Origin of the sequence: Microbulbifer taiwanensis (assembly GCF_014904815.1) — a bacterium.
GTDB lineage: Bacteria > Pseudomonadota > Gammaproteobacteria > Pseudomonadales > Cellvibrionaceae > Microbulbifer > Microbulbifer taiwanensis.
This window is the reverse complement of sequence record NZ_JACZFR010000030.1, coordinates 51208-76642: the sequence shown is the minus strand read 5'-3', so window position 1 is coordinate 76642 and position 25435 is coordinate 51208. Positions and strand designations below refer to the sequence as shown.

17 protein-coding genes are annotated in these 25435 nt (G+C 60.1%); 8 read left to right on the top strand and 9 right to left on the bottom strand.

Annotated elements, in window-relative coordinates:
• Window positions 1-64: 64 nt before the first annotated feature.
• Window positions 65-910: an acyl-CoA thioesterase gene (locus IG627_RS12060; RefSeq protein WP_193192618.1), complete on the bottom strand. Its 846-nt coding sequence runs from the start codon at window positions 908-910 to the stop codon at window positions 65-67.
• Between the two features lie 95 nt (window positions 911-1005).
• On the opposite strand from IG627_RS12060, the gene IG627_RS12055 reads away from it, so the two are divergent.
• Window positions 1006-1881 (top strand): GntR family transcriptional regulator, encoded by an 876-nt coding sequence (locus tag IG627_RS12055; RefSeq protein ID WP_193192617.1) that lies wholly within the window; start codon window positions 1006-1008, stop codon window positions 1879-1881.
• Window positions 1882-1940: 59 nt separating this feature from the next.
• Here the strand turns inward: IG627_RS12055 and IG627_RS12050 are convergent, their stop codons facing one another.
• The 3 genes from IG627_RS12050 to IG627_RS12040 all read right to left on the bottom strand — a co-directional run bounded on the left by IG627_RS12050 (window position 1941) and on the right by IG627_RS12040 (window position 5581).
• A complete protein-coding gene (locus tag IG627_RS12050) occupies window positions 1941-2882 on the bottom strand; it encodes a 4-hydroxyproline epimerase (protein ID WP_193192616.1) in 942 nt (313 codons plus the stop codon).
• Between the two features lie 115 nt (window positions 2883-2997).
• Window positions 2998-4575 carry an aldehyde dehydrogenase (NADP(+)) gene (locus IG627_RS12045; RefSeq protein ID WP_193192615.1) on the bottom strand — a complete coding sequence of 526 codons (1578 nt, stop codon included), beginning with the start codon at window positions 4573-4575 and terminating at the stop codon, window positions 2998-3000.
• A 106-nt stretch (window positions 4576-4681) separates the two neighbouring features.
• The gene (locus IG627_RS12040; RefSeq protein WP_193192614.1) at window positions 4682-5581 is read right to left on the bottom strand and encodes a dihydrodipicolinate synthase family protein; all 900 of its coding nucleotides are present in this window, start codon (window positions 5579-5581) and stop codon (window positions 4682-4684) included.
• Between the two features lie 157 nt (window positions 5582-5738).
• Between IG627_RS12040 and pepQ the strand changes: the two genes are divergently transcribed.
• Both pepQ and IG627_RS12030 read left to right on the top strand, forming a co-directional pair.
• The gene (pepQ, locus tag IG627_RS12035) at window positions 5739-7079 is read left to right on the top strand and encodes a Xaa-Pro dipeptidase (RefSeq protein WP_193192613.1); all 1341 of its coding nucleotides are present in this window, start codon (window positions 5739-5741) and stop codon (window positions 7077-7079) included.
• Window positions 7076-8323 carry an NAD(P)/FAD-dependent oxidoreductase gene (locus tag IG627_RS12030; protein WP_193192612.1) on the top strand — a complete coding sequence of 416 codons (1248 nt, stop codon included), beginning with the start codon at window positions 7076-7078 and terminating at the stop codon, window positions 8321-8323. The genes pepQ and IG627_RS12030 overlap by 4 nt, the downstream gene beginning before the upstream one ends.
• 56 nt (window positions 8324-8379) lie before the next feature.
• Here IG627_RS12030 and IG627_RS12025 read toward each other — a convergent pair whose 3' ends face one another.
• From IG627_RS12025 to IG627_RS12010, 4 genes are read right to left on the bottom strand one after another with little or no spacing between them, the layout of a single operon-like run.
• Entirely contained in the window at window positions 8380-9252 is an 873-nt protein-coding gene (locus IG627_RS12025) for a peptidylprolyl isomerase (protein ID WP_193192611.1), read from the bottom strand.
• Window positions 9253-9299: 47 nt separating this feature from the next.
• Window positions 9300-10607, bottom strand: a complete 1308-nt coding sequence (locus tag IG627_RS12020; RefSeq protein ID WP_193192610.1) for a S28 family serine protease — start codon at window positions 10605-10607, stop codon at window positions 9300-9302.
• Window positions 10608-10651: 44 nt separating this feature from the next.
• Window positions 10652-11734: a M24 family metallopeptidase gene (locus IG627_RS12015; protein WP_193192609.1), complete on the bottom strand. Its 1083-nt coding sequence runs from the start codon at window positions 11732-11734 to the stop codon at window positions 10652-10654.
• Window positions 11731-13086 (bottom strand): MFS transporter, encoded by a 1356-nt coding sequence (locus IG627_RS12010; RefSeq protein WP_193192608.1) that lies wholly within the window; start codon window positions 13084-13086, stop codon window positions 11731-11733. The genes IG627_RS12015 and IG627_RS12010 overlap by 4 nt, the downstream gene beginning before the upstream one ends.
• 129 nt (window positions 13087-13215) lie before the next feature.
• Between IG627_RS12010 and IG627_RS12005 the strand changes: the two genes are divergently transcribed.
• Window positions 13216-16218, top strand: coding sequence for a TonB-dependent receptor (locus IG627_RS12005; RefSeq protein ID WP_193192607.1), 3003 nt, complete (start codon window positions 13216-13218; stop codon window positions 16216-16218).
• Between the two features lie 240 nt (window positions 16219-16458).
• Here the strand turns inward: IG627_RS12005 and IG627_RS12000 are convergent, their stop codons facing one another.
• Window positions 16459-18927 carry a M9 family metallopeptidase gene (locus IG627_RS12000; protein ID WP_193192606.1) on the bottom strand — a complete coding sequence of 823 codons (2469 nt, stop codon included), beginning with the start codon at window positions 18925-18927 and terminating at the stop codon, window positions 16459-16461.
• A 331-nt stretch (window positions 18928-19258) separates the two neighbouring features.
• Here IG627_RS12000 and IG627_RS11995 point away from each other — a divergent pair, with 331 nt between their 5' ends.
• The 4 genes from IG627_RS11995 (at window position 19259) to IG627_RS11980 (ending at window position 25384) form a co-directional block, all read left to right on the top strand.
• Window positions 19259-19945, top strand: coding sequence for a TetR/AcrR family transcriptional regulator (locus IG627_RS11995; RefSeq protein WP_193192605.1), 687 nt, complete (start codon window positions 19259-19261; stop codon window positions 19943-19945).
• Between the two features lie 30 nt (window positions 19946-19975).
• A complete protein-coding gene (locus IG627_RS11990) occupies window positions 19976-20530 on the top strand; it encodes a DUF1285 domain-containing protein (protein WP_319024561.1) in 555 nt (184 codons plus the stop codon).
• 361 nt (window positions 20531-20891) lie between these two features.
• Entirely contained in the window at window positions 20892-22550 is a 1659-nt protein-coding gene (locus tag IG627_RS11985; RefSeq protein ID WP_193192604.1) for a serine/threonine protein kinase, read from the top strand.
• Window positions 22551-22657: 107 nt separating this feature from the next.
• Window positions 22658-25384: a TonB-dependent receptor domain-containing protein gene (locus IG627_RS11980; protein WP_193192603.1), complete on the top strand. Its 2727-nt coding sequence runs from the start codon at window positions 22658-22660 to the stop codon at window positions 25382-25384.
• Window positions 25385-25435 lie beyond the last annotated feature (51 nt).

Here is a 25435-nt window from a genome sequence, read left to right as displayed (position 1 = left end):
GAGGTGCTTCATCAGCGAAGCGGGGCGCATTATATCAGCCAAAACCCCGCTGTAAACCACTGATTTACTTTATTTTTCGGATCAGGCCCTCCTGGGCGGTGGAGGCCACCAGGACGCCGTCGCGAGTGAAGATCTGGCCGCGGCAGAAGCCCCGCGCGCCGCTGGCCGAAGGGCTGTCGGTGACATACAGCAGCCAGTTGTCGGCGCGGAAGTCGCGGTGGAACCACATGGCGTGGTCCAGGCTGGCCGGCATCAGGTGCGGGTCGAACAGCGAGATGGGATGCGGCTGCAGGGCGGTGCCGAGCAGGGCCAAATCTGATGCGTAGCAGAGGGCGCTGCGGTGTTCCAGCGGGTTGTCGGACATCTCGCCCTCTGCGCGCAGCCAGAACATACAGCGGGCCTCATGCACCTCGGCGCCGAAGTAGCTGTGCGGATCCACCGGGCGGAAGTCGATCATATAGCGGCGTTGGTCGTGCTGGGGGCTGACCAGCCCGGCCTCCTGGGCCAGCTGCTGGGTGTTTTTCAGGCTCTCCGGCTCGGGGATGCCGCTGGTGGGCATATCCACCTGGTGATCGAAACCAGGCTCTTCGATCTGGAAGGAGGCGGACATATTGAAGATGGCGCGGCCCTTCTGTTTGGCCACCACCCGGCGGGTGGTGAAGCTGCCGCCGTCGCGGATCGGGTCCACATCGTAGATCACCGGCAGCTCGCTGCTGCCGGGGCGCAGGAAATAGGCGTGTAGCGAGTGTGGGAGCCTGTCCTCGACGGTGCGGCTGGCAGCCATCAGGGCCTGGCCCAGCACCTGGCCGCCGAAGAGTACCTTGCGGTAGTTTTCCACGTGGTGGCGGCTGCGAAAGAGGTTGCGGTCCAACTCTTCAACGTCGAGTAGCTTGCTCAGCTTTTCCAACATGGGCGATACTGCCTGTCCTATAAAAATCAGTTCAATAGTATGGAGCACTGCCTGGGCGTGTTCCAGCCGCGGGAATAATAGCAATAGTTGGCGCTATGACCATTACCGAATTTATCAAGACCGATGTCAAAGCTGCGCTGCAGGCGCAGGGAAAGCTGCCCTATAAACTGACTCTGGGGGCGATGTCCGAACACTACAAAGTGAGCCTGACGCCGGTGCGTCACGCCATCGACGAGCTGGTGGATGAGGGGGTTATCCGGCGCAAGGACAACGGTCGTCTGGAGCTGGTGCCGGATGCGCTCAAGGGCCGCAAGGTGGAGACGCCGGCACCGGCTGCCTACGAAAAGAACCTCGAGGAGCAGATCCGCAAGGATGTGATAGCGCGCAGCCTGCAGCAGGATACCGAGTACCTGCGCGAGCAGGCCACGGCGGAAAAGTACGGCGCTGGCCGCACCGTGGTGCGGCAGATTTTCTCCCGTCTGGCGGGTGCCGGCCTGATCGAGCATGTGCCGCGCTGTGGCTGGCGGGTGCGCGCTTTCAGCGAGCAGGATATGCACGATTACCTGGATATCCGCGAGATGCTGGAGCTGAAGGCGCTGGACCTGGCCCGCAAGCATTTCGATGAAGACGAGCTGCGCGAGATGCTGAAGACCAACCGCCCGGCGCGCGGTAGCGATCAGTCCCGCCTCGATTTCGACCTGCACGACTACTGGATAGAGCGCTGTGGCAACCGCTATATCCGCGAATTCTTTGCCCGCTACAGCCCTTTTTACAACGCACTGTTCAACTATGCGGTGATCGACGAAAAGGTAAAAAGGGAAATGGCACAGGAACACTGCGAGATTATCGAATGCCTGCTGGAAAGGGATTGGAAGGGCGCGCGTCAGGCGTTGTCGAACCATATTCGCGACCAGCGCGAGGCGGTGTCGCGGATGATCGAATACCTGAACTGCAACAAGCTGGCGTCGTAATTGATTGGTGCGCACGGCGCACCCTACCGCCCGTAGGGGGCGCCGTGCGCACCGGATTTTTATCCGTTAATGCCGTGCACAAACGGATCCTCCGGTTCCAACACCAGTTTTGTTTCCGCATTGATATAGGCGCTGCCGGAGATGGTGGGAATGACGTTTTCTCCGGCGCGGCGCACCCGCCCTTCGAAGACGCTGCCGATGATACTCTCCTGCCGCCACACCTGGCCTTCTTTTATGATTCCGTCCGCAAGCAGGCAGGCGAGTTTGGCGCTGGTGCCGGTGCCGCAGGGGGAGCGATCATAGGCCTTGCCTGGGCAGAGAACGAAATTGCGGCTGTCGGCTTTGGCGGGGTCTGAGGGCGGGCCGAAGAGTTCTATATGATCTATCTCGCCGCCGTTTTCGCCGGTAATGCCATGGCGCTCCAGCGCCTGGCGGATACGCCAGCAGTAGTCGGTGAGCTGCTCGGTATTGTCCACCTCCAGTATCTGGTCGTGTTCGGAAACCAGGAAGAACCAGTTGCCGCCCCAGGCGATATCCCCGCGCACGGTGCCGATCCCTTCAACGTCCACAGCAACCTGTTTGCGATAGCGGTAGCTGGGCACATTGTCGATGCTGACGCGGTGATTGTTGTGCAGTACGAATGACACCTCGCCCACCGGCGTTTCCAGGCGGTGTTCGCCGGGTTCTATCAGGCCGCGCCGGGCCATGGTCACGGCGAGGCCGATGGTGCCGTGGCCGCACATGCCCAGGTAGCCGACGTTGTTGAAGAAGATCACCCCGGCTGCGCAGTCGCGATCGACAGGCTCGCAGAGCAGGGCGCCGACCAGTACATCCGAGCCGCGGGGTTCGCGCACCAGGGCCGCACGCAACGGGTCGTGGTCGCGGCGGAAAGCTTCCAGTCGCTCGGCCATAGTGCCGCTGCCCAGGTCAGGGCCGCCGCTGACGATCACCCGAGTGGGCTCGCCGCCCGTGTGGGAATCGATTACCTCAATACTGTGCACGGTAAGTTTCTCCGAATTATCTTTTATTGTACCGATACTTGGCCGTAGGGTGTGATGTGCACACCGATTAGGGTAGCTGCCTTTGGCGCCATCCATCCGGTGCGCGCGGCGCACCCTACGGGATGCTGCGTTGGGACCAGCTGCCGTCGACCAGGCGCCAGGCGTCGCCGGGATTCTGGTCCTGGAGCAGTGGTGGCAGCCGGTGCTGACGCACATTGTCGTAGCACTCCAACTTGGCGAAGCGCCGCAGCGATGCCGGTATGCCCACGGCGGTAAAGCCGGCGTTACCGCTGGCCGGGTAGGGGCCGCCGTGGTTCATGGCCGGTGATACGGCGACGCCGGTGGGCATCTTGTCGTTCAGCAGTCGACCCACCCTGTCACGCAGCGCCGGTTCCAGCAGCGCGTAGTCGGCCTCGTCGTCGCGGCCACTGTGGGAGTAGAGACAGCCGGTGAGGTTGCCCTCCAGGGAATCCAGGATGGCGAGGGTCTGCTGGCTGTTGTCGCTGACTACAAGCAGCGCGGCATTGCCGAAGGCTTCCGTCTGCAGCCGGAAACCGTGTTGCAGAAATACTTCGCCGCTGACGCGGAGCAGGGTGTTGGGCCGGCAGAAGCGGTTCGGATCCGCCCCGTCGCTGTCGGTCAGCTGCCTGGCGCCGGCGCCGCGCAGAGTGTCGATGGCGGCGGCGAGACCCGATTCTCCCGTGGCGCCCAGCAGCGTGCCCACCGGTGCCTCGTTGAACAGCTCGGTGGCGCGGGCGATAAACCGCTCCGCCGCTTCTCCCGCCGGCAGTATGAGCAGGCCGGGGTTGGTGCAGAACTGGCCGGTGCCCATCAGGCAGCTGTCGGCAAACTCCCGTGCCAGGTCCGCGCCGCGCTCAGCCAGGGCGCCGGGCAGTATCACCACCGGGTTGATACTGGACAACTCCAGGTAGATCGGTTTGCCCGCTTCATCGGCGGCCTGTTTCAGGGCCAGGCCTGCGGGTCGGGAGCCGGTAAAGGCGCTGGCACCAGTGCGCGGGTCGCTGACCAGGCGCAGGCCGTTTTCCCTCGCGGTGGCGTAGATCAGCTGCACCGCGGCGGCGGGCAGGCCGGTTTCGATCAGGGCGGCCAGGGCCAGTTCCGCCAGTCGCTGGCAGGTGCCCGGGTGCGAGGAGTGCCCCTTGGCGATCACCGGGTTGCCGGCGGCGATGGCCGCGGCGAAGTCACCGCCGGAGACGCCGTTAAACGCCAGCGGGAAATTATTCGGCCCGAAAACCACAACCGGGCCTATCGGGGCCAGTTGCGAGCGGATATTGAGCTGGGTATCTATCGTCGCCTGCGCCCATGAGCCCTCGCGCGCAGCCGCAGCGGCCTGGCGCAGTTGGTTGGTGGTGCGCGGCAGTTCCGCTTCGGCCAGGCGCGGCGCTGCCGGCAGGGCCGTTTCCAGATTGGCCAGCGCGGCTATTTCGTCCCGCGCCGCATCTATCTTGTCGGCGTAGCGCTCCAGGAAGCGCGCCCGCTGCTTTGCGGGCAGTTGCCGCAGCTCGCGTGCGGCGGCCGCGGCGGCATCGAGGGCTTCGTCGCAGTCGCTCCAGTCGGAAATCGGGTACTGCTGATCTAAGGGTGAGCGGGTGGCTGGGTTGTCGGGGGAGAAATGGCCATTTTCCCTCGCCCGGCGCCACCGGCCAGCGATCAGTACGGGATGCGTCTTCATTCTTTTTCCCTGCTGTGTCGTAGGGTGCACCGTGCGCACCAAAGGCGATCGGTGCTAACTCGACGGCTTCTCGGTGCGCGCGGCGCACCCTACGATCGCATTTGGTTTACTTGATGGTCGGGCGGGTGGCGATCGCCTTGCGGATAATCGCCAGCACTTCCTCGCGCTCTTCACCGCTGACCGGTAGACGCGGGTTGCGGCAGACTTCGCTGCCGTAGCCGCACTCCTGCACGGTCAGCTTGATGTACTGCACCAGCTTGGGTTTGGTGTCCAGGTGCAGCAGCGGGGTGTACCAGCGGTAGACCTTGCGCGCCTCTTCGTAGTTGCCGCTGGTGGCCAGGTCCCACAGCAGGCGGTTTTCCTGGGGGAAAGCATTGACCAGACCGGAAATCCAGCCGTGTGCGCCCAGGGCCACGCTCTCCAGGGCCAGGTCGTCGACGCCGCAGAAGAGGACAAAGTCGTCATCTACCAGGTTGGCGATATCGGTCAGTCGCCGCGGGTCGTCGGAGGATTCCTTTACCGAGACGATATTCGGTACCTTGGCCAGCTCAGCCACGGTTTCCGCGGTGATGTCCACGCCGTAACAGGCCGGGTTGTTGTAGATCATTACCGGCAGGTCGGTGGCCTCGGCCACGGCGCGAATATGGGTCACGACTTCGTCGCTGTCCGCCTTGTAGGACATGGGCGGCAGTACCATCAGACCGTCCACTCCGGCTTCCTTGGCCGCGTGGGCGAAGGCGCAGGCCCCGCTGGTGGTGTACTCGGCCACACCTGTCAGCACCGGCACGCGACCGTTTACCTGCTTGACGCTCGCACGCAGCACTTCGCTCTTCTCTTCCTGGGACAGGGAGCAGTTCTCTCCCACGGTGCCCAGCATTACCAGGCCGTTGATGCCGGCATTCAGCATCACTTCCAGGTGCTCCATGGTGGCCGCGATGTTCAGGCTCTCGTCGGCATTGAATTGGGTGGTGGCTGCGGGGAAAACGCCGCTCCAGTCGATCTGCATATCACTTCCTCATCATTGGTATTGCCCCGACCCGGCGGGTCAGGGCGCTGTGTAAATTCGCTTTGAATTGAGTTGTTATTGTGTACAATAAATAAAGTTTGCAAAGACTGTCAACAGAAAACTGACTTCATAATTGAGAGTTGCTAGAGGAGGGGAGATGAACCTGGACCTGCTGTATCACGAACATATTGCCGAGCTGCGGGAGCGCCACGCCCGCGCACTGGAAAACTGCGGTTTCGACCGCCTGCTGATCCATGCCGGTGGGCCCAGCGCACCATTCCTGGATGACAACAGTTACCCCTTCCGGGTGAATCCGCATTTCAAGCACTGGCTGCCGCTGCTGCAGCACCCCTATTCGGTGTTGGTGGTATCCGCCGATGCCAGGCCGCGTCTGGTCTATTTCCAGCCGGAGGACTACTGGCACCAGCCGCCGGAGGATCCCGAGGGCTTCTGGGTCAAGCATTTCGATGTGGTATTGGCCAGGTCGCCGAAACAGATCGCCGCGGCATTGCCCGCGCCGGGTGGGCGCACTGCATATATCGGTGATGCGCCCGAGCTGCTGGGCAGTTTCAGCGAGGCGCAGGTCAACCCGGCCAAGCTGGTCGCCGAGCTGCACTTCCTGCGCGCCTACAAGACCGACTATGAAATCGACTGCCTGCGCCGCGCCAACCTGATCGCCGCGCGGGGGCACAATGCGGCCCGGGATGCCTTCCTGGGTGGCGGTACCGAGCTGGATATCCACCACGCCTATCTGCGCGGTGCCGGCGTCCTGGAGTGCGAACTGCCCTACGCCAATATCGTGGCGGTGAACGGGCACGGCTCGATATTGCACTATCACGGCGCCGACCGCAGCCGCATGCAGCCACAGGATATTCACTCGCTGGTGATCGACGCCGGCGCCGACTACCAGGGCTATGCCAGCGACATCACCCGCAGCTACGCCTACCGCAGTGGCGAATACGCAGAGTTGGTTGCGGCGGTGGACGCCGAGCAGAGGGCGCTGGTGGACGAGGTGCGCATCGGTATGGAATTCGCCGACCTGCACTGGCGCGGCCACCTGCGCCTGGCCCACCTGCTGTCGCGTTTCGACCTGGTGCGGCTGGAGCCGGCGGATATCGTCGAGCGGGGTGTCAGCAGTTACTTCTTCCCCTGCGGCCTGGGCCACTTTATCGGCCTGCAGGTGCACGATGTGGGGGGCTACCTGGCGAATCCTGCTGGCGAGGAGTTCCCGCGCGATCCCAGGGCGCAGTTCCTGCGCCTGGTGCGCAAGGTGGAGGCACGCCAGGCGTTTACCATCGAGCCGGGTATCTATTTCTCCGATATGCAGATGGGAGAGCTGGCGCGCAGCCCTGCTGCGGGGCATATTAACTGGGACAAAGTGGACAGGTTCCGTCGCTACGGCGGCGTGCGGGTGGAGGACTGTGTGGTGGTGCACGCGGATGGAGTGGAAAACCAGAGTCGCAACGGCTTCCGCGCGATTGCCGGGAGCGATGCATGAGCGGCGGGGAAGTCGATACCCTGGTGGTCGGTGCCGGCATAATCGGTACCGCCATCGCGGAGAGGCTGCAGAGCTGCGGGCACAGGGTGCTGCTGGTGGATCGCGGCGATCCGGGGGAGGAGTGTTCTTCCGGCAATGCCGGCCATTTCGCCACCGATGTGGTGCTGCCGTTGGCCAACCCGAAAACCATTCTGTCCATCCCCAAGCTGTTGGTTGACCCGCTGGGGCCACTGGCGATTCGCTGGGGCTATCTCCCGCGCATGCTGCCCTGGCTGCTGCGCTTTGCCCGCGCCGCACTGCCCGCCAATGCCCGCGCCTCCGCGCACAGCCTGCGCGAATTGAATTGCCGCTCCATTGCCAGCTTCGATCGACTTCTGTCCCGCACCGGCCTGCAGTCACTGATGGCGAAGCGCGGCGCCCTGACTCTCTACCAGAGAGACAAGGGGCGCCGGGACAACCTGGCCACGGTCAATCTGTTGCGCGAATACGGGGTGAACATCGAAGAGCTCGATGCGGGCCAGCTGCGCGAGCTGGAGCCGGCGTTGAGTGAATCTGTCGCCGGCGGTCTCTACTTTCCCGACACTGCACACACGGTCAATCCGCTGCGGCTGGTGCAGGAGCTGGCGCGTTGCTTCCGCGAGGGTGGTGGCGAGATCCGGCGTGCCGAAGTACAGCGGCTGAAACCGCTGCCTGACGGCCGGATCCAGGTGCAACTGGAAAATGACACCCTCAAGGCCCGGCGCATGGTTTTGGCCGCTGGCGCCTGGTCGGGGCCACTCGCACAGCAGCTGGGTTACAGAGTGCCGCTGGATACCGAGCGCGGTTATCACCTGATGCTGCCCGATCCCGGTGTGGAACTGACTCGCCCGATGGTGTCCTTCGAGCGTTCCTTTGTCATGACTCCGATGGAGGAGGGCATGCGCCTCGCTGGCACCGTGGAACTGGCGGGACTCAGGGCCAGGCCGGACTACCGCCGCGCGGATATCCTGTTTGAGCACGCACAGACAATATTGCCGGGGTTGCAGCGGGGCGAGGCGAAACGCTGGATGGGCTTCCGCCCGTCGCTGCCGGACTCGCTTCCGGTCATCGGCCGCGCGCCGCGCCAGGAGAATATTTATCTCGCCTTCGGTCACCAGCACCTGGGACTGACCCAGGCGGCGGTAACCGCGGAGATTATCGACGATCTTGTGGCGGGGCGGGAACCGGAGGTAGACGTGAAGCCTCTGGCGGTGGATCGGTTTTAATCGGAGTGCATAGGTTGGGCTTCGCGGTGCTCAGCCCAACCAGTATTTGTGAGGGCTCAGTTTGCGCGACGGGTGGGGATTCCCACGGAACACACGTCCACATAATCCGGGCGGGCCACAAACCAGTCTTCCGGGCGGTTACTGCGTGCGGCGATCAGTTCCCTGAAACTGGAGGAGTCTGTTTTCAATACCTCGAACTCCTCGCGTTCCTTGTCCGGCAGGTCGGCGGCCACACGCATGCGCACTATGCGGTTGTTATCCGGATTCTCGAGAACGCCTCCCGCCTGGTTGCCGCGCTCCAGTTGCTGCAGTATCTCCATCCCTTCCAGTACGCGTCCGAAGACCGTGGTATTGCGGTCCAGGTAGCGCTGCGCCGGGCCGATCACCGCATAGAATTCGGTACCGCCGCTGTCGATACTCTGTTCCCGCGCCATGGCGAAGGCGCCGTTGCAATGCACCAGCCAGGTATCGCCCGTTTTTGGATCCCGCGCGGCGGGAAAACCATGAACAAAGCCGGTCTGCGGCGCGTAGCCATCCGGGCCGGGCAGGGGAGTGAACTGCTTTGCGGGGATATTTTTCCGGGAGAATTCCGCCGGAATGGTGCGCTTGCCTTCCCCGACGGGCTTGTTGCCATCCATATCGCCGCCCTGGGCGACAAATCCCTCGATCACCCGGTAGACACTGAGCCCGTCGTAGAAGCGCTCGTGGGTCAGTGCCTTGATATTGGCGACGTGGCCGGGTGCCAGTTGCTCCGCCAGTTCGATAATCACCCGGCCGTTTTCCAGCTCCAGGTAGAGGGTATTTTCGGGGGCGGCCCTGCGCCAGTGCGCGGCGGGGGCCTCGGCGATCACTTGTGAGGGCGGGCGGGGCTCCCCGGCATTTGCCAAGGCTGTAAGCAGGAGAATCAGCAGGGCAATGCTTTTTTTCATTGGTCACCTCGGTTTTTATTGTGCGCCCATCATAACTCTCCTTGCCGCTAACCGCGATTGACGGGACGCTGTAGCCAGCGGCTGAGCGCATCGTAGGCCCGCTCCCGCTGTTCCTCCGACAGCTGTCGGATACGGCTCAGGTGGTGGCCGTCTTTCTGCACCAGGGTAAAGGCGTTGGTAATCTTGCCGTGATCGACCGCGCCGGCGTACCAGGGATCGCGCTCACCGTACAGGTAGAGCGTATTGTGGCCGTTGTGCTGCAGCCATTCGATCAGGTTGGGGGTAAATTTCGCATCGAATTCTATCGCCACTTCTTTCGGCGCAAATTCCAGGTTGCTCGGCTCGGGCGCAACCTGCAGCAGATCCACCAGGTCCTGGGTCATAAAGCCGTAATAGCCTAGCTGTGTGTGATGCTGGTACATGGACGGCTCCAGCGCCTCGATACCCTGGTCGCTGTAAACCCAGTAGCCGCCGCCCTCCTCAATATGGTCGAGCATCTGTTCGGGGGCAGCGCCTTTTGGCGGTATTTCGTCGCAGGTCTGGCCCCGCTGCCAGAAGCTGAAGGTATATTCCAGCGCGGCGTATTCCAGTACCTTGCTCTCGCCGATGGAGAAGGTCAGCTCGTTTGCGGATGCCCGCGCCTGCAGTTCCGGGATCAACTCCGCGCGCCGCTCGAGCAGTTCGCGCTGGAATCGCACCAGTTCCCGACCGCACTGGCCACTGCTGTCGATCCTGTCGCGGATAAAGCTGTCCACTCGCGTGTCTTCCGTGCCCAGGATCAGCGGTGCATCGTAGACCACGGTGGCCTGTACGTCGTGCGGGTAATAGCGCCGGTGAATCAGTGCCGATTCGCCGCCCTTGCTGAAGCCGCTGCTGACCCAGGGGCCGGAATAGATTGGCTTGAACAGTTCGACGATACGGTGGTGGTCGGCCGCGGCCTGCTCGACGGTGAGATACTGCCAGGGAATTTCCCCTTCGTTCAGGGAGTCGCCATAAAAGCGGTATTCCACCGCCAACAGGTTGGCCCGCAGAATGTCCGCGAGTTCCTTCTGCGGGAAATCTCGCACCCAGTAGCCCTCGGTTTCCAGTATCACCGGCTGGGCGCTGTCCAGGTGGGACAGGTAGACTTTCTGCCTGAAACTGCCGGCGGCCGGGTTCTGGTGGTCCAGCGGCTGCTCGACCCACAGCTGATAGCCCTGGGTGAAACCGTCCAGTGATTTTACCCGCGCGACTTCGACGCCGGGCAATTGGTTGAGCCGCTGGTAGAGACTCTGGCTGGCGGTTTGCCGCGGTGTGTCGCAGGAAGTCAGCAGTAGAGTACAGCAAAAGAACAGTATCCGGTGCAGGTTGCGCATTGTTGTTATTTCTCCACTCTTCGCCGGGCCGCCGGCCGGTATTTTCATATTTCGATTAATTCGCGCGTGAACCTGGTCAGCAGCTCGGTGCTCGACCCGGTTACCCGCACATCGTCCTCGATGCGCACTCCACCCCAGCCCGGTACGTAGATTCCCGGTTCTACGGTCACCACATGATTTTCCTGCAGCAGTTCATCGCAGCCGGGCGCGAGATAGGGCTGTTCGTGGGTATCCAGGCCCAGTGCGTGGCCGAGCCCCTCACCCGCGTAATCCGCGTAGGGGCTGTCGGCGAGGAATCTGCTCACCGTGTCTGCCGGCTGGCTGTAGGGAATACCGGCGCGTACCGATTCCACCCCCAATGCCTGGGCGGCGCGCACCAGTTGATAGATCTCCCGCTGCTTGGGATTGGCCTTGCCGAGGACAAAGCTGCGCGTCATATCGGAGCGGTACCCGCTTATCACGGCGCCGAAGTCCGCGGTGATCAGGTCGCCGCGACGCAGCGGTCGCTCGCTCGGCATACCGTGGGGGCGGGATGTACGCGGGCCCGAGGTGAAGATGGTGGGGAAGGCCAGACTCTCGGAGCCGGCGCGCTTCAGCGCGTATTCCAGCTCCACTGCCGCCTCACGCTCTGTCATGCCCGGGCGCAGCATACCGAGCAAATGGTCCAGAGCCCGATCGCCGATATCTGCGGCGCGGCGCATGTAGCCCAGCTCTTCGTTGTCTTTGATCCGGCGCTGCAGTTCCACCAGGCCGCGCACCGGCTTCAGCACCAGCGCTTCCATTTCCGCGGCCAGGTCCAGCCAGCGCCCGTGCGGGAAATGTTCGCGCTCGTAGCCGAGCTGTTGAATATTGCATTCAACCGCCAGTTCCCGTACCAGGTCGCCGAGTGTCTGGCGGGCGCGGTCGCGCACCACTACCTGCACATGGCTGCACTCCTCGCGCGCCTGTTCGCCGAAGCGGTAGTCGGTGATCAGGTATTCCCTGTTGCCACCGATCAATAGCAGTGCCACGCCGCCCTCATCACTGGCGAATCCGCTCAGGTAGCGAATACTGGACATGCTGGCCACCAGCAGGCCGTCGATGCGGTGAGTGGCAAATTGCTCCCGCAATGTCTGGATGCGTTTCATCTGTGAACCTCTTTTTGAGCGGCCAGCTGCCTGGCCATGGACCGGTCGAACCAGTAGAGCCCGCCAGCGGAGGCGACAGCGATCAGGGCAAAGCAGCCCCACATCAGGTCCGGCCGCCCCCACTCCTTGGCCAGGGTGCCGTAGCCCCAGCCGGACAGGAATCCGGCCAGCAGGAAGCCCAGCGCCATGGACAGGAAGTAGTAGCCCATAAACATCGCCGCCCTGTCCCGCGGCATGACCGCGGCCACGTACTCCTGGCTCTTTGGAGATGCGAACATTTCGCCGAGGGAGAAAATCAGCACCGCGGCGACCAGCCCGGCACCACCCAGCAGCGGGCCGAAACCCAGCCACAGAAAGGCGGCGGCGAGCAGCAGTGTGCCGCCCATCAGAAGTGGCATTACCGGCAGCCGCTGGCAGCGTTTGCTGATGGCGATCTGCAGCAGCAGGATGCTGGCGAAATTGAAGGCGATGATAAATTCCGGGCCCACCTGACTGGCACCACCGGTTGCGACCGCCTCTGCGAGCGACGGCGACCAGCCCTGTATCCAGGCCAGCATGGGGGCAGTATCGACAAAGTCGCGGATATACAGTGGCAGGGTGATAAAAATCTGGTTGTAACAGGCCCAGAAGCCGGACATCAGCAGCAGGTAGACAACAAAGGGGCGGTTGCGCAGCACTGTGCCAATTTCCCGCAGTACCGAGCGCGGTTTTTTCGTCTCGCCACTCTGCACCGGCTCGCGGTAAAACAGCAGCAGCGCAAAGTTGATGGCAATCCACAGGGATGCCATCGCGAACACCCTGTCCCAGCTCACCGCGCGCACCAGCCCCGCCACTAGCGGCCCGACGAAGCCGCCGACATTGACCATGGTATAGAAGATTCCGAACCCCAGGCCGCGGTTGTGGTCGCCGGTGGTGCGGCTGACGGTAGCCACCACCAGGGGTTTGAAAATGGCCGCACCCAGGGCAACTGCCAGTAAAACCGCAAAGAATGCCCAGAAGGCGTGCACCTGGCCGAGCAGGTAATAGGACGGCGTCATGATCGCGAATGCAAGTAAGAACATACGCCGGTAGCCGTACCTGTCTCCCAGGGCACCGGTAAACACCGGCAGCAGGTAGAGCAGGAAGGGAATGGCTCCCTGCAGGAAGCCGCGCTGACCGTCGCTGAAGCCCAGCCCGCCCTCCGCCAGTGGCGTGCTCATATACAGGGATGACAGGGTAAAGAAGCCGTACCAGGCCAGCCGCTCGAAGATCTCCATGGCGTTGGCCATGTAGAAGCTGCGGCTGAACCCTCCCTGCGTGATCTGCTGCGCGGGGATCTCGCCCCGCGCGACTGCACTGTCCAGTTGCGACATTTTGCCTCCAGTCTCGTTATGGTTATTTTGTTGTTATTGTACACAGAATATGTTTAATTTGCCTTTGCGTGCAAAATATTTTGCATGTCGAATAATAAATAACCAACCTTGACCAAGGGAAGAGAGACGATGCAAATAAGAAAAAGTCTGCTGGCACTGGCAATCAGTGCCAGCCTCGGAAGTCAGTTCGCCACTGGTGCCGATACCTCCGGCGGTTCGCTAAAGGGACAGGTGACGGGCGCGGCTGGCGAGGTGATTGCCAGTGCCACGATCACCGTTACCCATATCGGCAAGGGCCTGGTGCGCACCGTGCAGAGCAATGCGAAAGGTGAGTACAACCTGCGCAACCTGCCGGTGGGCGAGTACCGTATCCGCTTCGAGAAGGATGGCTACAGCCCGGCCCAGGCGCAGGACGTACGGGTGCGTGTGGGCCAGTCGATGATCTACGACGGTACCCTGACGGGAGCCGGGCAGGTGCTGGAAGAGGTACAGGTAACCGGCAGTATGCTGCGGCGTATCGATACCGGTTCATCTACCGCCGGAGTGGTGATCACCCAGGAAAGGCTGCAGGCCCTGCCGGTAAATACCGGTTTCGAGGCCATGGCGCAGCTGGCCCCGGGAGTGGCGCAGCCGGGTGGTTCCAGCTTTAACGGCGCATCCAGTTTTGGTGGCGCCTCCTCGGCGGAAAACGGCTACTACCTGAACGGCCTGAATGTCTCCAATATCAAGACTGGCCTCGGCTCCATCGCGCTGCCATGGGAGGCGATCAGCCAGACCCAGGTGAAGACCGGCGCAATCGATCCGGAGTACGGCGGTGCGCTCGGCGGGATCATCAATGCCGTGTCCAAGTCGGGTGACAACGAGTTCAAGTTTGGTTCCCAGGTGCGGTTCGATCCCAATTCGATGCACGAGCAGCACAATTCCGTGCGCAGGCAGTCCGGTGATTATGAGATCAACACCGAGCAGAGTGGGGAATCCTTCACCGAATCCCAATTCTGGGCCAGTGGCCCCATAGTACCGGACAAGGCCTTTTTCTACGCCCTGTTTGCGCCGCGCACCACCAAGGACGAGTGGGTCAGTGATTCTTCCTATTACGACCGCGTGCGTGAGGAGGATCGCTGGCTGGTTCGCCTCGACTGGTTTATCAATGAAAACCACAGCCTCGATATTACTGCCATCAACAATGAGGAGAATGGCGAGCGGGACAACTACGCCTACGATCCTTCCGCGGATAAGGTCGGCGACTTCACCGGAGTAACTGCAACGCGAGAGGGTGGTAACGTATATGGTCTGCACTACAGCGGGCAACTGACGGACGCGCTCGCAATTGACTTGGTGGCGGGCCGCACCCAGGAAACCATCTATAACGCGGCGATCAGTGATCTCCCCATCGTCGAGGACTGCCGCAATGCTTGCCTGAGTTACAGTAATCACAGTGACTCGACAGTAGGTGAAGAAGACTACACTCGCGATCAGCTCCGCCTGGATATCAGTTACGAGTTACTCAATCACTCCCTGAAAGCGGGAGTGGACTACAACAAGGTGGATCTCTACTACGATTCCACGCCCAATGGAATCGGCGGTGCGCTGGGCTGGTGGAGTCAGGATATTGCCGAAGCGGACGACGGTTCGAACCTGGAGCCGGGCACATCGATGATCAGCCGTCGCGTGCGCACGCGCCATGCGGAATCCGATGTTAGTGCCCGCGCTATCTATCTCCAGGATTCCTGGGCGGTCACCGACCAATTGACCCTCAACCTGGGGGCGCGGTACGAGCAGTTCGAGAACACCGCGACCGACGGCTGTGCCCAACTTCAGGGAGCCGCCAAAGAACTTTGCGAGCAGGACTCAGCCGGCGACGACAGGGTATTCGTGGATGCGGACGGTTTCTCGCCCCGCTTGCAGGCGGTGTACGACCTGCACGGCGATGGCGACACCAAGGTGTACGCCACTTATGGCCGCTACTACCAACCGGTTTCCACCAATATGAACATCACCCAGGGTTCCGCCTCGCGGGAGTACTTTGAGTACTACGCATTGGATCAGGTCGATGCCAATGGACGGGCGACGCTATTGAGTGATGGTTCCCCGAGCCGGGGCGAGCAACTGAGCGGTTACGTTCGCCAGGAAGGCATAGTGGACGCAGATCTGATTGCGAGCGCCAATTTGGAGGGCATGTACTCAGACGAATTCACGGTCGGTTTCGAGACCCTGGTATTCGACGATATGGTGCTGGGAGTGCGCGGTATCTACCGGGACCTGAAACGCTCAATCGAGGACACCGACGTGGGTCCGGTACTGGGCAATCGCCTGGCGGAAATGGGAATCGACAACAAGACCGGGCAATCGAGTTTCTATGTGCTGATGAATCCCGGGGAGGATATGGAAATCAGCTATGACTTCGACGGCGATGGCCAGGTGGATAATGTGAAGCTGAGTGCCGCGGAACTGGCGCTGCCGGAGCCAAAACGCCGTTATTTTGCCCTCGAGACCAGCTTGCGCGGTCAAGTTACTGACCGACTGTATATGGATGCCTCCTACACCTGGTCCCACAGCTACGGTAACACCGAAGGGCTGGTGCGCACCGATAATGACCAGGCGGATCCGGGTTGGACCACTTCCTATGACTACGCCGACCTGATGGATCACGGGAGTGGCGATTTACCCAACGACCACCGCCACGCCGTGAAGATGAATGGCTTTTACGACTTCAGTGACAACCTGACGCTCGGTCTCGTCACCTCGCTGGTATCCGGGCGCCCGCAGAATTACTTCAGTATCCACCCCGCCGGCGTGGACAGCTGTGCCGAGGGCAGCCCCTGGAGCGATTGCATCAGCCGCTACTACGGCGCGGCTTCCTTCTACGATGAGAACGGAAACCCTGCCAAGCGTGGCAGCAAGGGTAATCTTCCCTGGGCCAAGCAGGTGGATCTGTCCCTTACCTATACGCGGCCGTTGTTCGATGGTGAGCTGATGCTGAAAGGAACCGTCTACAACCTGTTGAATGACGATGCGGCGTTGGATGTCATGGAAACCCGCACGATCAATGGTGAGTTGAATCCGGATTACGGAATACCCCAGTCCCGGGTCGAAGCCCGCTACTTGAGCTTGGTCGCCCGCTACAATTTCTGACCCGGGTTACTCTCAATCAAAAAAATCCCGGCTTAGTGCCGGGATTTTTTTATGGGGATTCGTTAAAGATCCATCGCAGCCATGGGCGGATGGCTGTCCCGCCGCTCCTCCAAGTATTTCATTCCAAATCCATCGTCATACCGGCGCAGGCCGGTATCCAGGTCGGGGGCACCTGGATTCCGGCTTGCGCCGGAATGACGAATGTGCTCTGTATGAGCGGCCATGGCCGCGATCGCACGGTCAGTTGGCAGTGACCTCAATCGTTGTATCGGAGAAGTCGCCGATCACCGACACGTAGTACCAACCGCTGTCCGGCGAAGACACACTCAGGCTTTCACTGTTGCCGGGGCCGCTGGAAACCTGGTCGTAGTCGGACGCAGTGGCCCAGGTCTCGTCGTTGACGTACAGGTCCCCGTTGCCGTCGCCACCGCTCAGCGCGAAATCCAGGCTGTCGGTGCCTTCGGGTACGAAGACATAGAAGTAGCGGATTTGGTTGCTGCCGGCGACACAGGAGGCCCTGTCCAGTTCCAGCGCGCCGTATTCCAGTGGCGTGCCACTGGTACAGGCATCCACCACGGTGGTGTAACTGGCCAACAGGTTGACCCCGGAGAAGGGCGCATAGGCCTTGAGGCGGATATACCAGAGGCCCGCTTCGGGATTGTCTATGTCGCACACTTCGGTATTGCCACCGATATAGGGCCGGCAGGCGTAATCGCTGTCGGTGGCCTCGGTGCCGTGGCGGAGGTAGAGATCCGCATCACCACTGCCGCCATCTATGGCAACACTCAGCCGGTTTGCTCCCTCGGGCACATCCATATAGAAATGCAGGTCGTCGCCCTCTGTGGGTACGGCGAGGTTGGAGATGGTCTCGTTGTTATCTATCTCGTTGTCGGAGCCGGTGTCCTCGGTGCTCTGCACCTGGGTCAACCAGTTCTGCCACTCACTGTCGTAGCCGCTGCCGATACTGTTCAGATAGCTGAGGTAGCCATCATAGTTACCGGCGCGGAAGTGGGTCAGCATCTGGGTGACGTCGTCGCGGTGGCGTTCGAACATAAAGCGGACCGCCAGGTAGCCCCACTTGTAGACCCTGTCGCTACCACTACCGTAGTCATTGGCGAAGATTTCGCTCAGTTCGAACTGGCCGGTGCGGGCCAGGGCAATGGCGTCGTCATTGTAATCCTTCTTGGATACGTACTCCGCCAGGCCTTCGATCCACCAGACGGTCTTGTGGGTGCCGGTGCGCGCATCGCCAAAGTCACCATGGAGGTTGAAGCGGCCGTCCAGGTAGTGGACATACTCGTGGGTCAGGTTCCACACCTCGAAGTCCGGGCGCAGCCAGTCTGCCTCGTGAGCGATAAAGCGCGCCTGATTTTCCGGGTTGGCCGGATTGCCCTCGAGATACATGCCGCCGTTGTCGGTGTTGATTCCGAAAAAGAGCGGCGCATAGTTGTCGTACTCATACCAGTCGTCGAAGACGATAACTTCGAGGTCCTCATTCAAGTCGTCCGCCACCGGGTTGTAGCCGGTCGCCAGCAGTTGGTGGAAGTAGCTTTCCTGGTCAGATAGCTTGCCGCAGGAATCGACCATCTGCGGGCCAGTCATGTCCTGGGCGCGGATTTTCAGGCTGGCGCTGCAGGTGTGATTGTGGGCCAGCACCTGCTGTTCCAGTTCTTCGGCGAAGCCGCAGATCTCGAACTGCGCACACTGGCCGAAGTAATCCACATTGCCGGCGGTCAGCAGCCACACGCTGCTGCCGGTGCCCGTCATGCTGTAGTGCTGGAGTACGGCGTCCACTTCTGCCACTATCGTGGAGTAGGCGGGTGCATCCGTATATTGCACGAAGCGCGACAGCTCGCGGGCCGCGTTTTCCTGCATGAACTGTGCACTGCCTTCCAGCATCCAGTCGGAGCGGGCGAAACCACCGAGCAGCTGCATCAGCTGGTTGTCGCTGCCGGCGCTGGCTACGAATGTGGGATTGTAGTGCCCGCGGTAAAGGATGCTGAATATGCCGTTGACGGAAGAGCGCATGGAGGAATATTGGGCCGCCTGCTGGTCCCAGTGGATCAGCCACTCCTTGATTACCGGGATATAGCGGGCCTGCTCGTTGGCGCTGTCCATCAGGATGATGGCGTCGCGGATGGCGTCACCGTGGCTGGATGAGGCGCTGTAGAAGTCGCTGTTACCGACAAGGCTGTCCAGGGCTGCGGTTACCGCGGTTTGGACATTGTCATCGAATGCTTCGGTGTCGTCCGGATAGTAATACTCGATGAAATAGCCAGTGCGTAGGAAATAAAATAGCTTGTTGATACTGGTGTCGCCATCGGCAGCCCGGTAGTCCGCCGCCAGATCGGTGGTGGCATCGGCAACGTCGATCATCCGCTGTCGGGTAAAGGCGGCGAAGCTGGTGGCATTCCCGTCGTAGAGGTTATTGATGCAGTTGATGTCGGACTGGAGGATATGGTCCACCAACGCCTGGCCGCTGTTCTGCGCATAGCCGTTCATGTCGCAGGCGGCCTGGGTCACAGTACTCAGGGCGCGCAACTGTCGTGGAGGCTCGTATTTGGGTTCCACCGGGGCATTGATTTCCGCGGGGGTTATTGTGGCTGCCGGGTGCGCCGGAAGGGGCGCCTCGGCGGTGGATACCTGGGATACCAGGCTCAATAGGACAGCGGCTGCGGTGCCCAGCACCGAATTATTGTTAGCTATCATTGCCGTTCTCTTCTTATTTATTGTTGAGTTGGTTGATGTTGCTTATTTACTAATCGATTTTTTCGGTCTATAGGCACCTCCGTGATTTAAATAATTTATATTGAGCGCAATAATAAATTATTGCGTGCAATATATTTGTGATCTGAGTGTCACATTGGGGATGGATTAGGCGGCGTTTGCGCAAGATGGCGGGGAGTGGAACGGGAGGTTGCTTGGCGCGAATTGGAACAACTTTCCCTATAAGCTTTCCCAAGCTGCATGAATTGCCTATCATTCATGAATGGATAGTCAATTTCAGTCTCCAATTTTACGCACAGGTAAGGTCAGTAGCATGGACAAGGCAAAAGAGAAGGTTCAGCGCTTTCGCGCCCGCGAGCAGCGCATCCTGGATGCGGCGCTGGAACTGCTGCTCGAGCACGGTGAAGAAAAGGTCACCGTGGAGCAGATTGCCGAGCGCGTGGATATCGGCAAGGGCACCATCTACAAGCATTTCATCTCTAAAACAGAGATTTACATGCGCCTGCTGATGGATTACGAGAAGTCCCTGACCGATCGCCTCAAGACGGCGCTGGCCGCGGCCGAGCAGGGCGATATCACCGCGCCGGCACGGGCCTACTTCGAGTCGCGCATGGCCGACCCGTCCAAGGATCGGCTGTTCCAGCGCCTAGAGGAGAAGATCATCGCCCTCAACCTGGCACCGGAGATGATTGCCGAGCTACATGCCATCCGCAATTCCAACGCCTCGGCCCTGAACCGGGTATTCGAGCGACGTATGGAACAGGGGGTGTTGAAGAAGGTGCCGGCCTACTTCTATTACTCCACCTACTGGGCCCTGGTGCAGGGGGCGGTGGAGCTCTATCACTCCAAGTCGTTTTCCGACGTGATCGAGGACCGCGAGGGATTGATGGAGTTCATCATGGATGTGGGCGTGCATATCGGCGACATCTCCGGGCGCCGTCCGCAGCAGGATGAGGGCCGTCCCGGCGGTGAGTCGGCCGGTACTTCCTCTTTCAGCTGAGGCTCTCCGAGATGGCTGGGAGCCCCTCCTGTGGCTGAAGCACTGTTCAAGGAACTGCAGCGTCTGCAGCAGGAGTTCCGCGGCCATCCGCCAGTTCACAAGTGGAATCCGGATTTCTGCGGTGATATGGACCTGGTCATTCGCCGTGATGGCCGCTGGATCCATGAAGGCACAGAAATACGGCGCCTGCCGCTGGTGAAGCTGTTCGCCAGTATCCTCAAGCACGAAGGGGATGAGTATTTTTTGGTCACCCCGGTGGAGAAGCTCCGCATCCGCGTGGAGGATGTACCCTTTATTGCCACCCAGGTAGCCAGAGGCGGTGAAGGTGAGCACGAGCGCCTGCTTTTTACCACCAATACCGGCGACATAGTGCCGCTGGACAGGGGGCGGGGCTGGCATCTGGAACCCTTTGGCGATCCGCCCCAGCCTGTTCCCTATATAGAGGTCCGCGACGGCCTGCGGGCGCGGATTTCTCGCGAGGCCTTCTATCAGTTAGTGGACTGGGCCGAGGAGAGGGCGGGGGACAACTGCGGCCAGCTCTGGCTTCACAGTGACGGTGAGGAGTTCCTGCTCGGCGAGTACTGATCCAGCCATATACCCCTCTCGTATGTTTTTTGATCTTCCTGTCTGTTTGTATTTTTCCTGCACACTTTGTTCGCCGTTCCACCGCTCATCGCAACCTGTTTGCAATAAAAGTGTAATTAATCTGCCTGCGCGAAAACATATTTCAAAATTTTTGGAAAACCACCACTAAAGTAACAATTTCGAAATATTCCCTTCCTACACTCCCTCGCGTCCGAATCGCCAAGGCGAACAAGAAAAGTCACGGTTTCAGGGTCACCTGGGAATCCGTTTTTAAGTTCAGGACGCACAGCTGAAGCATAAAAACAGATTTCTGGCTGCCCGCAATTACACCTATTTGGCAAAACTTCCGTTAGGGGGAACTATGAAGCGAGTAAACAACAAGCTGCTGCTGGCAGCCGCAATCGCCGCACTGCTGGCTGGTTGCGACAGCGGCGGTATCAACATTGAGCCGACTACTAACGACAATTCTACTGACAACTCTACGACCACTCCGGGTGGTGGTGACACCACCAACAATTGCGCCGTGATCGAAAGCACTGAAGTTCAGGGTACTCCCGAAGGCGCCAACTGCCGCTACGGTACCGACTTCGTGTCCTCCTCGAATCCGCTGACCGAAGATCTGTACCTGCCGGCTCTGCCGAGCGGTGGTGCGCACATCTTTGACGGCAGCCTGTTTGTCGGCGAAAGCTTCGGCAGCAATGCGGAACTCGCAGAGGCCGGTATCGCCAAAGGCGGTGACGGTGTCAAGCTGGAAGTCCAGGCCGGCGCCACCATCGCGTTCAAGGACAGCTCCGCCTTTATGGTTGTCAATCGCGGCTCCCAGCTGTTTGCCCGCGGTACCGAATCTGCTCCGATTACCTTTACTTCCGAAACCGATGTGCTCGGTACTGTTGGTGCCGAAGACGTATCCCAGTGGGGCGGCATGGTGATCAACGGCTTTGGTGTTACCAACAAGTGTGCCTACGAAGGCAATCTGGATGATGGCACATTGGCTCTGACGGGCGAATGTCACGTGGCTGCGGAAGGTTCCACCGACGATGAGGCCTCCTACTACGGTGGCGACAACAATGCCGACAGCTCCGGTGAAATGACCTACGTGCGCGTCAAGCACACCGGTGCCCAGGTTGCTGCTGGCGACGAACTGAACGGCGTTGCCTTTGACGCGGTTGGTAACGGCACTGTCGTCAATAATCTGCAGGCTTACTCCACTTACGATGACGGTATCGAATTCTTCGGTGGCGCCGTCAACGTGGACAACTATGTTGCCCTGTATGTGCGCGACGACTCCATCGACATCGATGAAGGTTATCGCGGCACCATTACCAATGCCCTGGTAATCCAGAGCGAGACCGATGGTAACCACTGCATCGAGTCCGATGGTATCGGTAGCTACGACGATATGGCCGATGGCACCAAAACCGATCGCCGCGCTGAGATTATCGACCAGGGCATCAACAGCCGCCCGGTAATTGACGGCCTGACCTGTATTGTCTCTGCCCAGGCAAAAGGTACTCACGATCCGGGTGCCGGCTGGCGTTTCCGCGAAGGTATCTACCCGATGATCAGCAACTCAATGGTCGTCGCCTCTTTCAGTGCTGACGAAAACGGCGCTGAAGGCAGCAACTACTGCCTGCGTGTCGAGAGCGATGAGACTCTGGCGGAAGCGGAAACTGGTGCTGAAGTAGGTATCACCTCCAACGTATTCGCCTGTCAGGATAAAGTTAAAGGTGATCTGCCGAACGACGATACTCCTGCCGATTGGGCGACTGCTACTGGCAATGAATTTATCGAGGTTACCGGCAAGCTCGATCCGACCGCAGGCGCCGATACCGGCTTCGTATTGCTGGGAGGCACCCCGGCCTTCTACACCGAAGCGTCCGGTGCACAGGCTGGCGTAACCGTTTCTCCGGTTGAGCGCGCCTACCTGGGTGCCCTCAGCGTAAACGGCAGCGACTGGACCCAGGGCTGGACCTACGGCCTGCACGAAGGCAGCCGCGCTCAGCCGCTGTGGTTTGAGTAAGTCGCAAGCGGGTTAATCCCCGATGCAAGGGCGCCGCTTCGCAATGGGAGACGGCGCCCTCTTTGCTTCTACCGCAGTGATAAACAGGAACATGAGAGGCCTGGGTAATGGTTAAGAAAGAAAAATTTCAGAGAGCGCCGCTGGTACTGGCTATTGCCGCGGCCTCAACAATAGCGCCTCAGGTTTGGGCGCAGGTGGAAAAGGATAGTATCGAGCCACCAAAAGCCCAACAGGTTGAAGAGGTGATGGTGCAGGGGCGCCTGCAGAGCTCAGCTGAAATGCTGGTCAGTGAGCGCCTGGAAGAGGAAGTGGTCACCGATATTCTCGGATCAGAGATGATCGGGCGTGTCGGTGACTCCACCGTAGCGGCGGCCCTGCGTCGGGTTTCCGGTCTGTCTCTGATCAACGACAAGTTCGTCTATGTTCGCGGCCTGGGTGAGCGCTATTCGAGCACTACGCTGAATGGCGCAACAGTGCCGTCTCCGGACCTTACCCGTAATGTGATACCGCTGGATCTTTTCCCCACCTCGGTGGTGGAATCCCTGGCGGTACAGAAGAGCTATTCTGCTGACCAGGCCGCTAGCTTTGGCGGCGGCAACGTGGATATCCGCACCAAGGGCATTCCCGAAGACCTGACCTATTCCATCGAGATGGGAGGTGGATTCAACAGCGAAACCGGCGGCGACGTACTGAGTTATAAGGGCGGTGACGACGATGCCTGGGGCACCGACGACGGTACCCGGGCTCTATCCGGTGATATCAAGTCTGCGATGCAGCGTTTCAAGGGCGACCTGAGTGTGGCAGGTATTCGCAAGACACTGATAGCCGAAGGCAATCAGTTTGCATCTGAGCAGGAGCTCCAGAATGCGGCCCAGGCACTGAACCGTGAGTTGGCGCTGAACCTGAATAGGGATATTTCCGTCGAGAAGGAATCCTATGATCCCGACTACAACTTCAAAGGCAGTGTCGGCAACCGTTTCTACTTTGGTGATCAGTGGGAGCTCGGCTTCCTCGCCGGTGGTTCCTACAAAAGTCAGTGGCGGGAAACGGAGCGTGTAAAGCGTAGCCATGCGTTTCCCGATGAGCGCACTGACACTCGCAACGAGTCCACCTATGCGGTGGATATCAGTGGTAACCTGAACCTGGGTCTGCGCTTCGCCGATGAGCACGAGGTGGAGTCTACAAACCTGTTCCTGCGCAATACCGATGATGAGACTGCCATCAGCGATTTCTTCAACGAAAACCGCCAGATCTCCGACGGCCGGGGTTTTCGCCAGTACGCATTGAAATATGAAGAGCGTGAGATGAAGGTCAATCAGCTCAGGGGCAGTCATGCCCTGGGGCCGCAGACCAAGGCCCTGGTTCCCGGCAATATGCTCGACTGGGTACCGGAAGATCTGCGCTTTGACTGGTTCTACACGGATGCTACGGCTACCACCGATATTCCGAATGAAGTCAATGTGTATGCGGACAACATTACTGATCCTGCTACCGGTGAAACTATCAGTTCGTCCGTGAGTACCGGTTCCCGCAGTGCAGACTTCCGCTATACCGATCTGGAAGATGAAGTGCGCAACTACGGCTGGTCAGCCACTTTGCCGCTGGAGCTCTCCACTTCCTCTTTGGAGCTGAGTGGTGGCTTTGCTCGTACAGAAAAGGGCCGCACCTATCAGCAGACTCAGTTGCGCCTGGATATTTTCGATGTAGCAGATGATTCGATTCTCAACGGACCCCTGGACCAGGTGTTCGATGATGACAACATCACCAATGTCGACAATGACTTTGCGTTCGACAGGGCCGGCAGCAACAAGCAGAGCTACATCGCTGCAACACTGACAGATGCGGTTTACGGCAAATTTGACTGGACCTGGAATGAGACCTGGCGCCTTTCTGCTGGCGCGCGCTGGGAGGATTACAACCAGGTCGCACTGGAATGGAACCCCTACGGTTACACGCCGGCCGATCCGCAGGTGCCGACGGATCCGGAAGATCTTGCCGAAGCTGTCTATGCCCAGGATGATATTTACCCGTCATTGTCCCTGACCTATATGGGTTCTCTGTGGGCTGAGACCTTCCAGCTGCGTTTTGGTGCCTCCAAGACCGCTGTGCGTCCGGATCTGCGTGAGATTACCGATGCCATTTACATTGACCCGATCACCGACGAGCAGGTCAAGGGTAATGCCAATGTGCGTCCGTCCGAGCTCAATAACTTTGATGTGCGCGGCGAGTGGTTCTTCGACAGCGGGGACAGCCTGACTGTCTCGGCCTTCTACAAGGACATTACCGATCCAATTGAGTTCTTCCAGGCGGCCACGAGCGACACCAACCAGCTACGCGAAATCATCAACGCCGAATCTGGTGAGATTACGGGTGTCGAGATTGAGGGCATGAAAAGCCTCGGTTTCATGGGTGGCCTTATGGAGAGCTTCTTCGTACAGGGCAACGTAACACTGCAGGATTCTGAACTGGTTGCTGGCGTGGAGGCAGATGCGCCGACCAATCCGGTGCGCGAAATGACCGGTGCTTCCGAGTACGTAGTGAATATGTTGCTGGGCTTCGATAGTCCTGACGGCGATCACTCTGCAACCCTCGGCTACAACGTGTTTGGTGAGCGCCTGTATCTGGCTGGCCGTAACGGAGCCCCGGATGCCTTCGAGCAGCCGTTCCACTCTCTGGACCTGACTTACTCCTGGTACCCCACTGAGGAGATTACTGTCAAGGCGAAGATGCAGAACCTGCTGGACGAAGGCGTCGAGATCGAGCGCAGTAGCGTAACCATTTTCGAAGAGAAGCCGGGGCAGTCCTTTGCTCTGAGTGCACAGTACAAATTCTAACCAGAACTGCAGGATCAATAAGTTCTAAACAACAGGGAAAGACTGAAGCCG

Bases quoted from the DNA above. Each gene is read 5' to 3' on its own strand.
- IG627_RS12020 (WP_193192610.1), bottom strand. From the start codon at position 10,607: ATGCGCAACCTGCACCGGATACTGTTCTTTTGCTGTACTCTACTGCTG.
- IG627_RS12055 (WP_193192617.1), top strand. From the start codon at position 1,006: ATGACCATTACCGAATTTATCAAGACCGATGTCAAAGCTGCGCTGCAG.
- IG627_RS12040 (WP_193192614.1), bottom strand. From the start codon at position 5,581: ATGCAGATCGACTGGAGCGGCGTTTTCCCCGCAGCCACCACCCAATTC.
- IG627_RS12045 (WP_193192615.1), bottom strand. From the start codon at position 4,575: ATGAAGACGCATCCCGTACTGATCGCTGGCCGGTGGCGCCGGGCGAGG.
- IG627_RS11995 (WP_193192605.1), top strand. From the start codon at position 19,259: ATGGACAAGGCAAAAGAGAAGGTTCAGCGCTTTCGCGCCCGCGAGCAG.
- pepQ (WP_193192613.1), top strand. From the start codon at position 5,739: ATGAACCTGGACCTGCTGTATCACGAACATATTGCCGAGCTGCGGGAG.
- IG627_RS12000 (WP_193192606.1), bottom strand. From the start codon at position 18,927: ATGATAGCTAACAATAATTCGGTGCTGGGCACCGCAGCCGCTGTCCTA.
- IG627_RS12060 (WP_193192618.1), bottom strand. From the start codon at position 910: ATGTTGGAAAAGCTGAGCAAGCTACTCGACGTTGAAGAGTTGGACCGC.
- IG627_RS12005 (WP_193192607.1), top strand. From the start codon at position 13,216: ATGCAAATAAGAAAAAGTCTGCTGGCACTGGCAATCAGTGCCAGCCTC.
- IG627_RS11985 (WP_193192604.1), top strand. From the start codon at position 20,892: ATGAAGCGAGTAAACAACAAGCTGCTGCTGGCAGCCGCAATCGCCGCA.
- IG627_RS12030 (WP_193192612.1), top strand. From the start codon at position 7,076: ATGAGCGGCGGGGAAGTCGATACCCTGGTGGTCGGTGCCGGCATAATC.
- IG627_RS12010 (WP_193192608.1), bottom strand. From the start codon at position 13,086: ATGTCGCAACTGGACAGTGCAGTCGCGCGGGGCGAGATCCCCGCGCAG.
- IG627_RS12015 (WP_193192609.1), bottom strand. From the start codon at position 11,734: ATGAAACGCATCCAGACATTGCGGGAGCAATTTGCCACTCACCGCATC.
- IG627_RS12025 (WP_193192611.1), bottom strand. From the start codon at position 9,252: ATGAAAAAAAGCATTGCCCTGCTGATTCTCCTGCTTACAGCCTTGGCA.
- IG627_RS11980 (WP_193192603.1), top strand. From the start codon at position 22,658: ATGGTTAAGAAAGAAAAATTTCAGAGAGCGCCGCTGGTACTGGCTATT.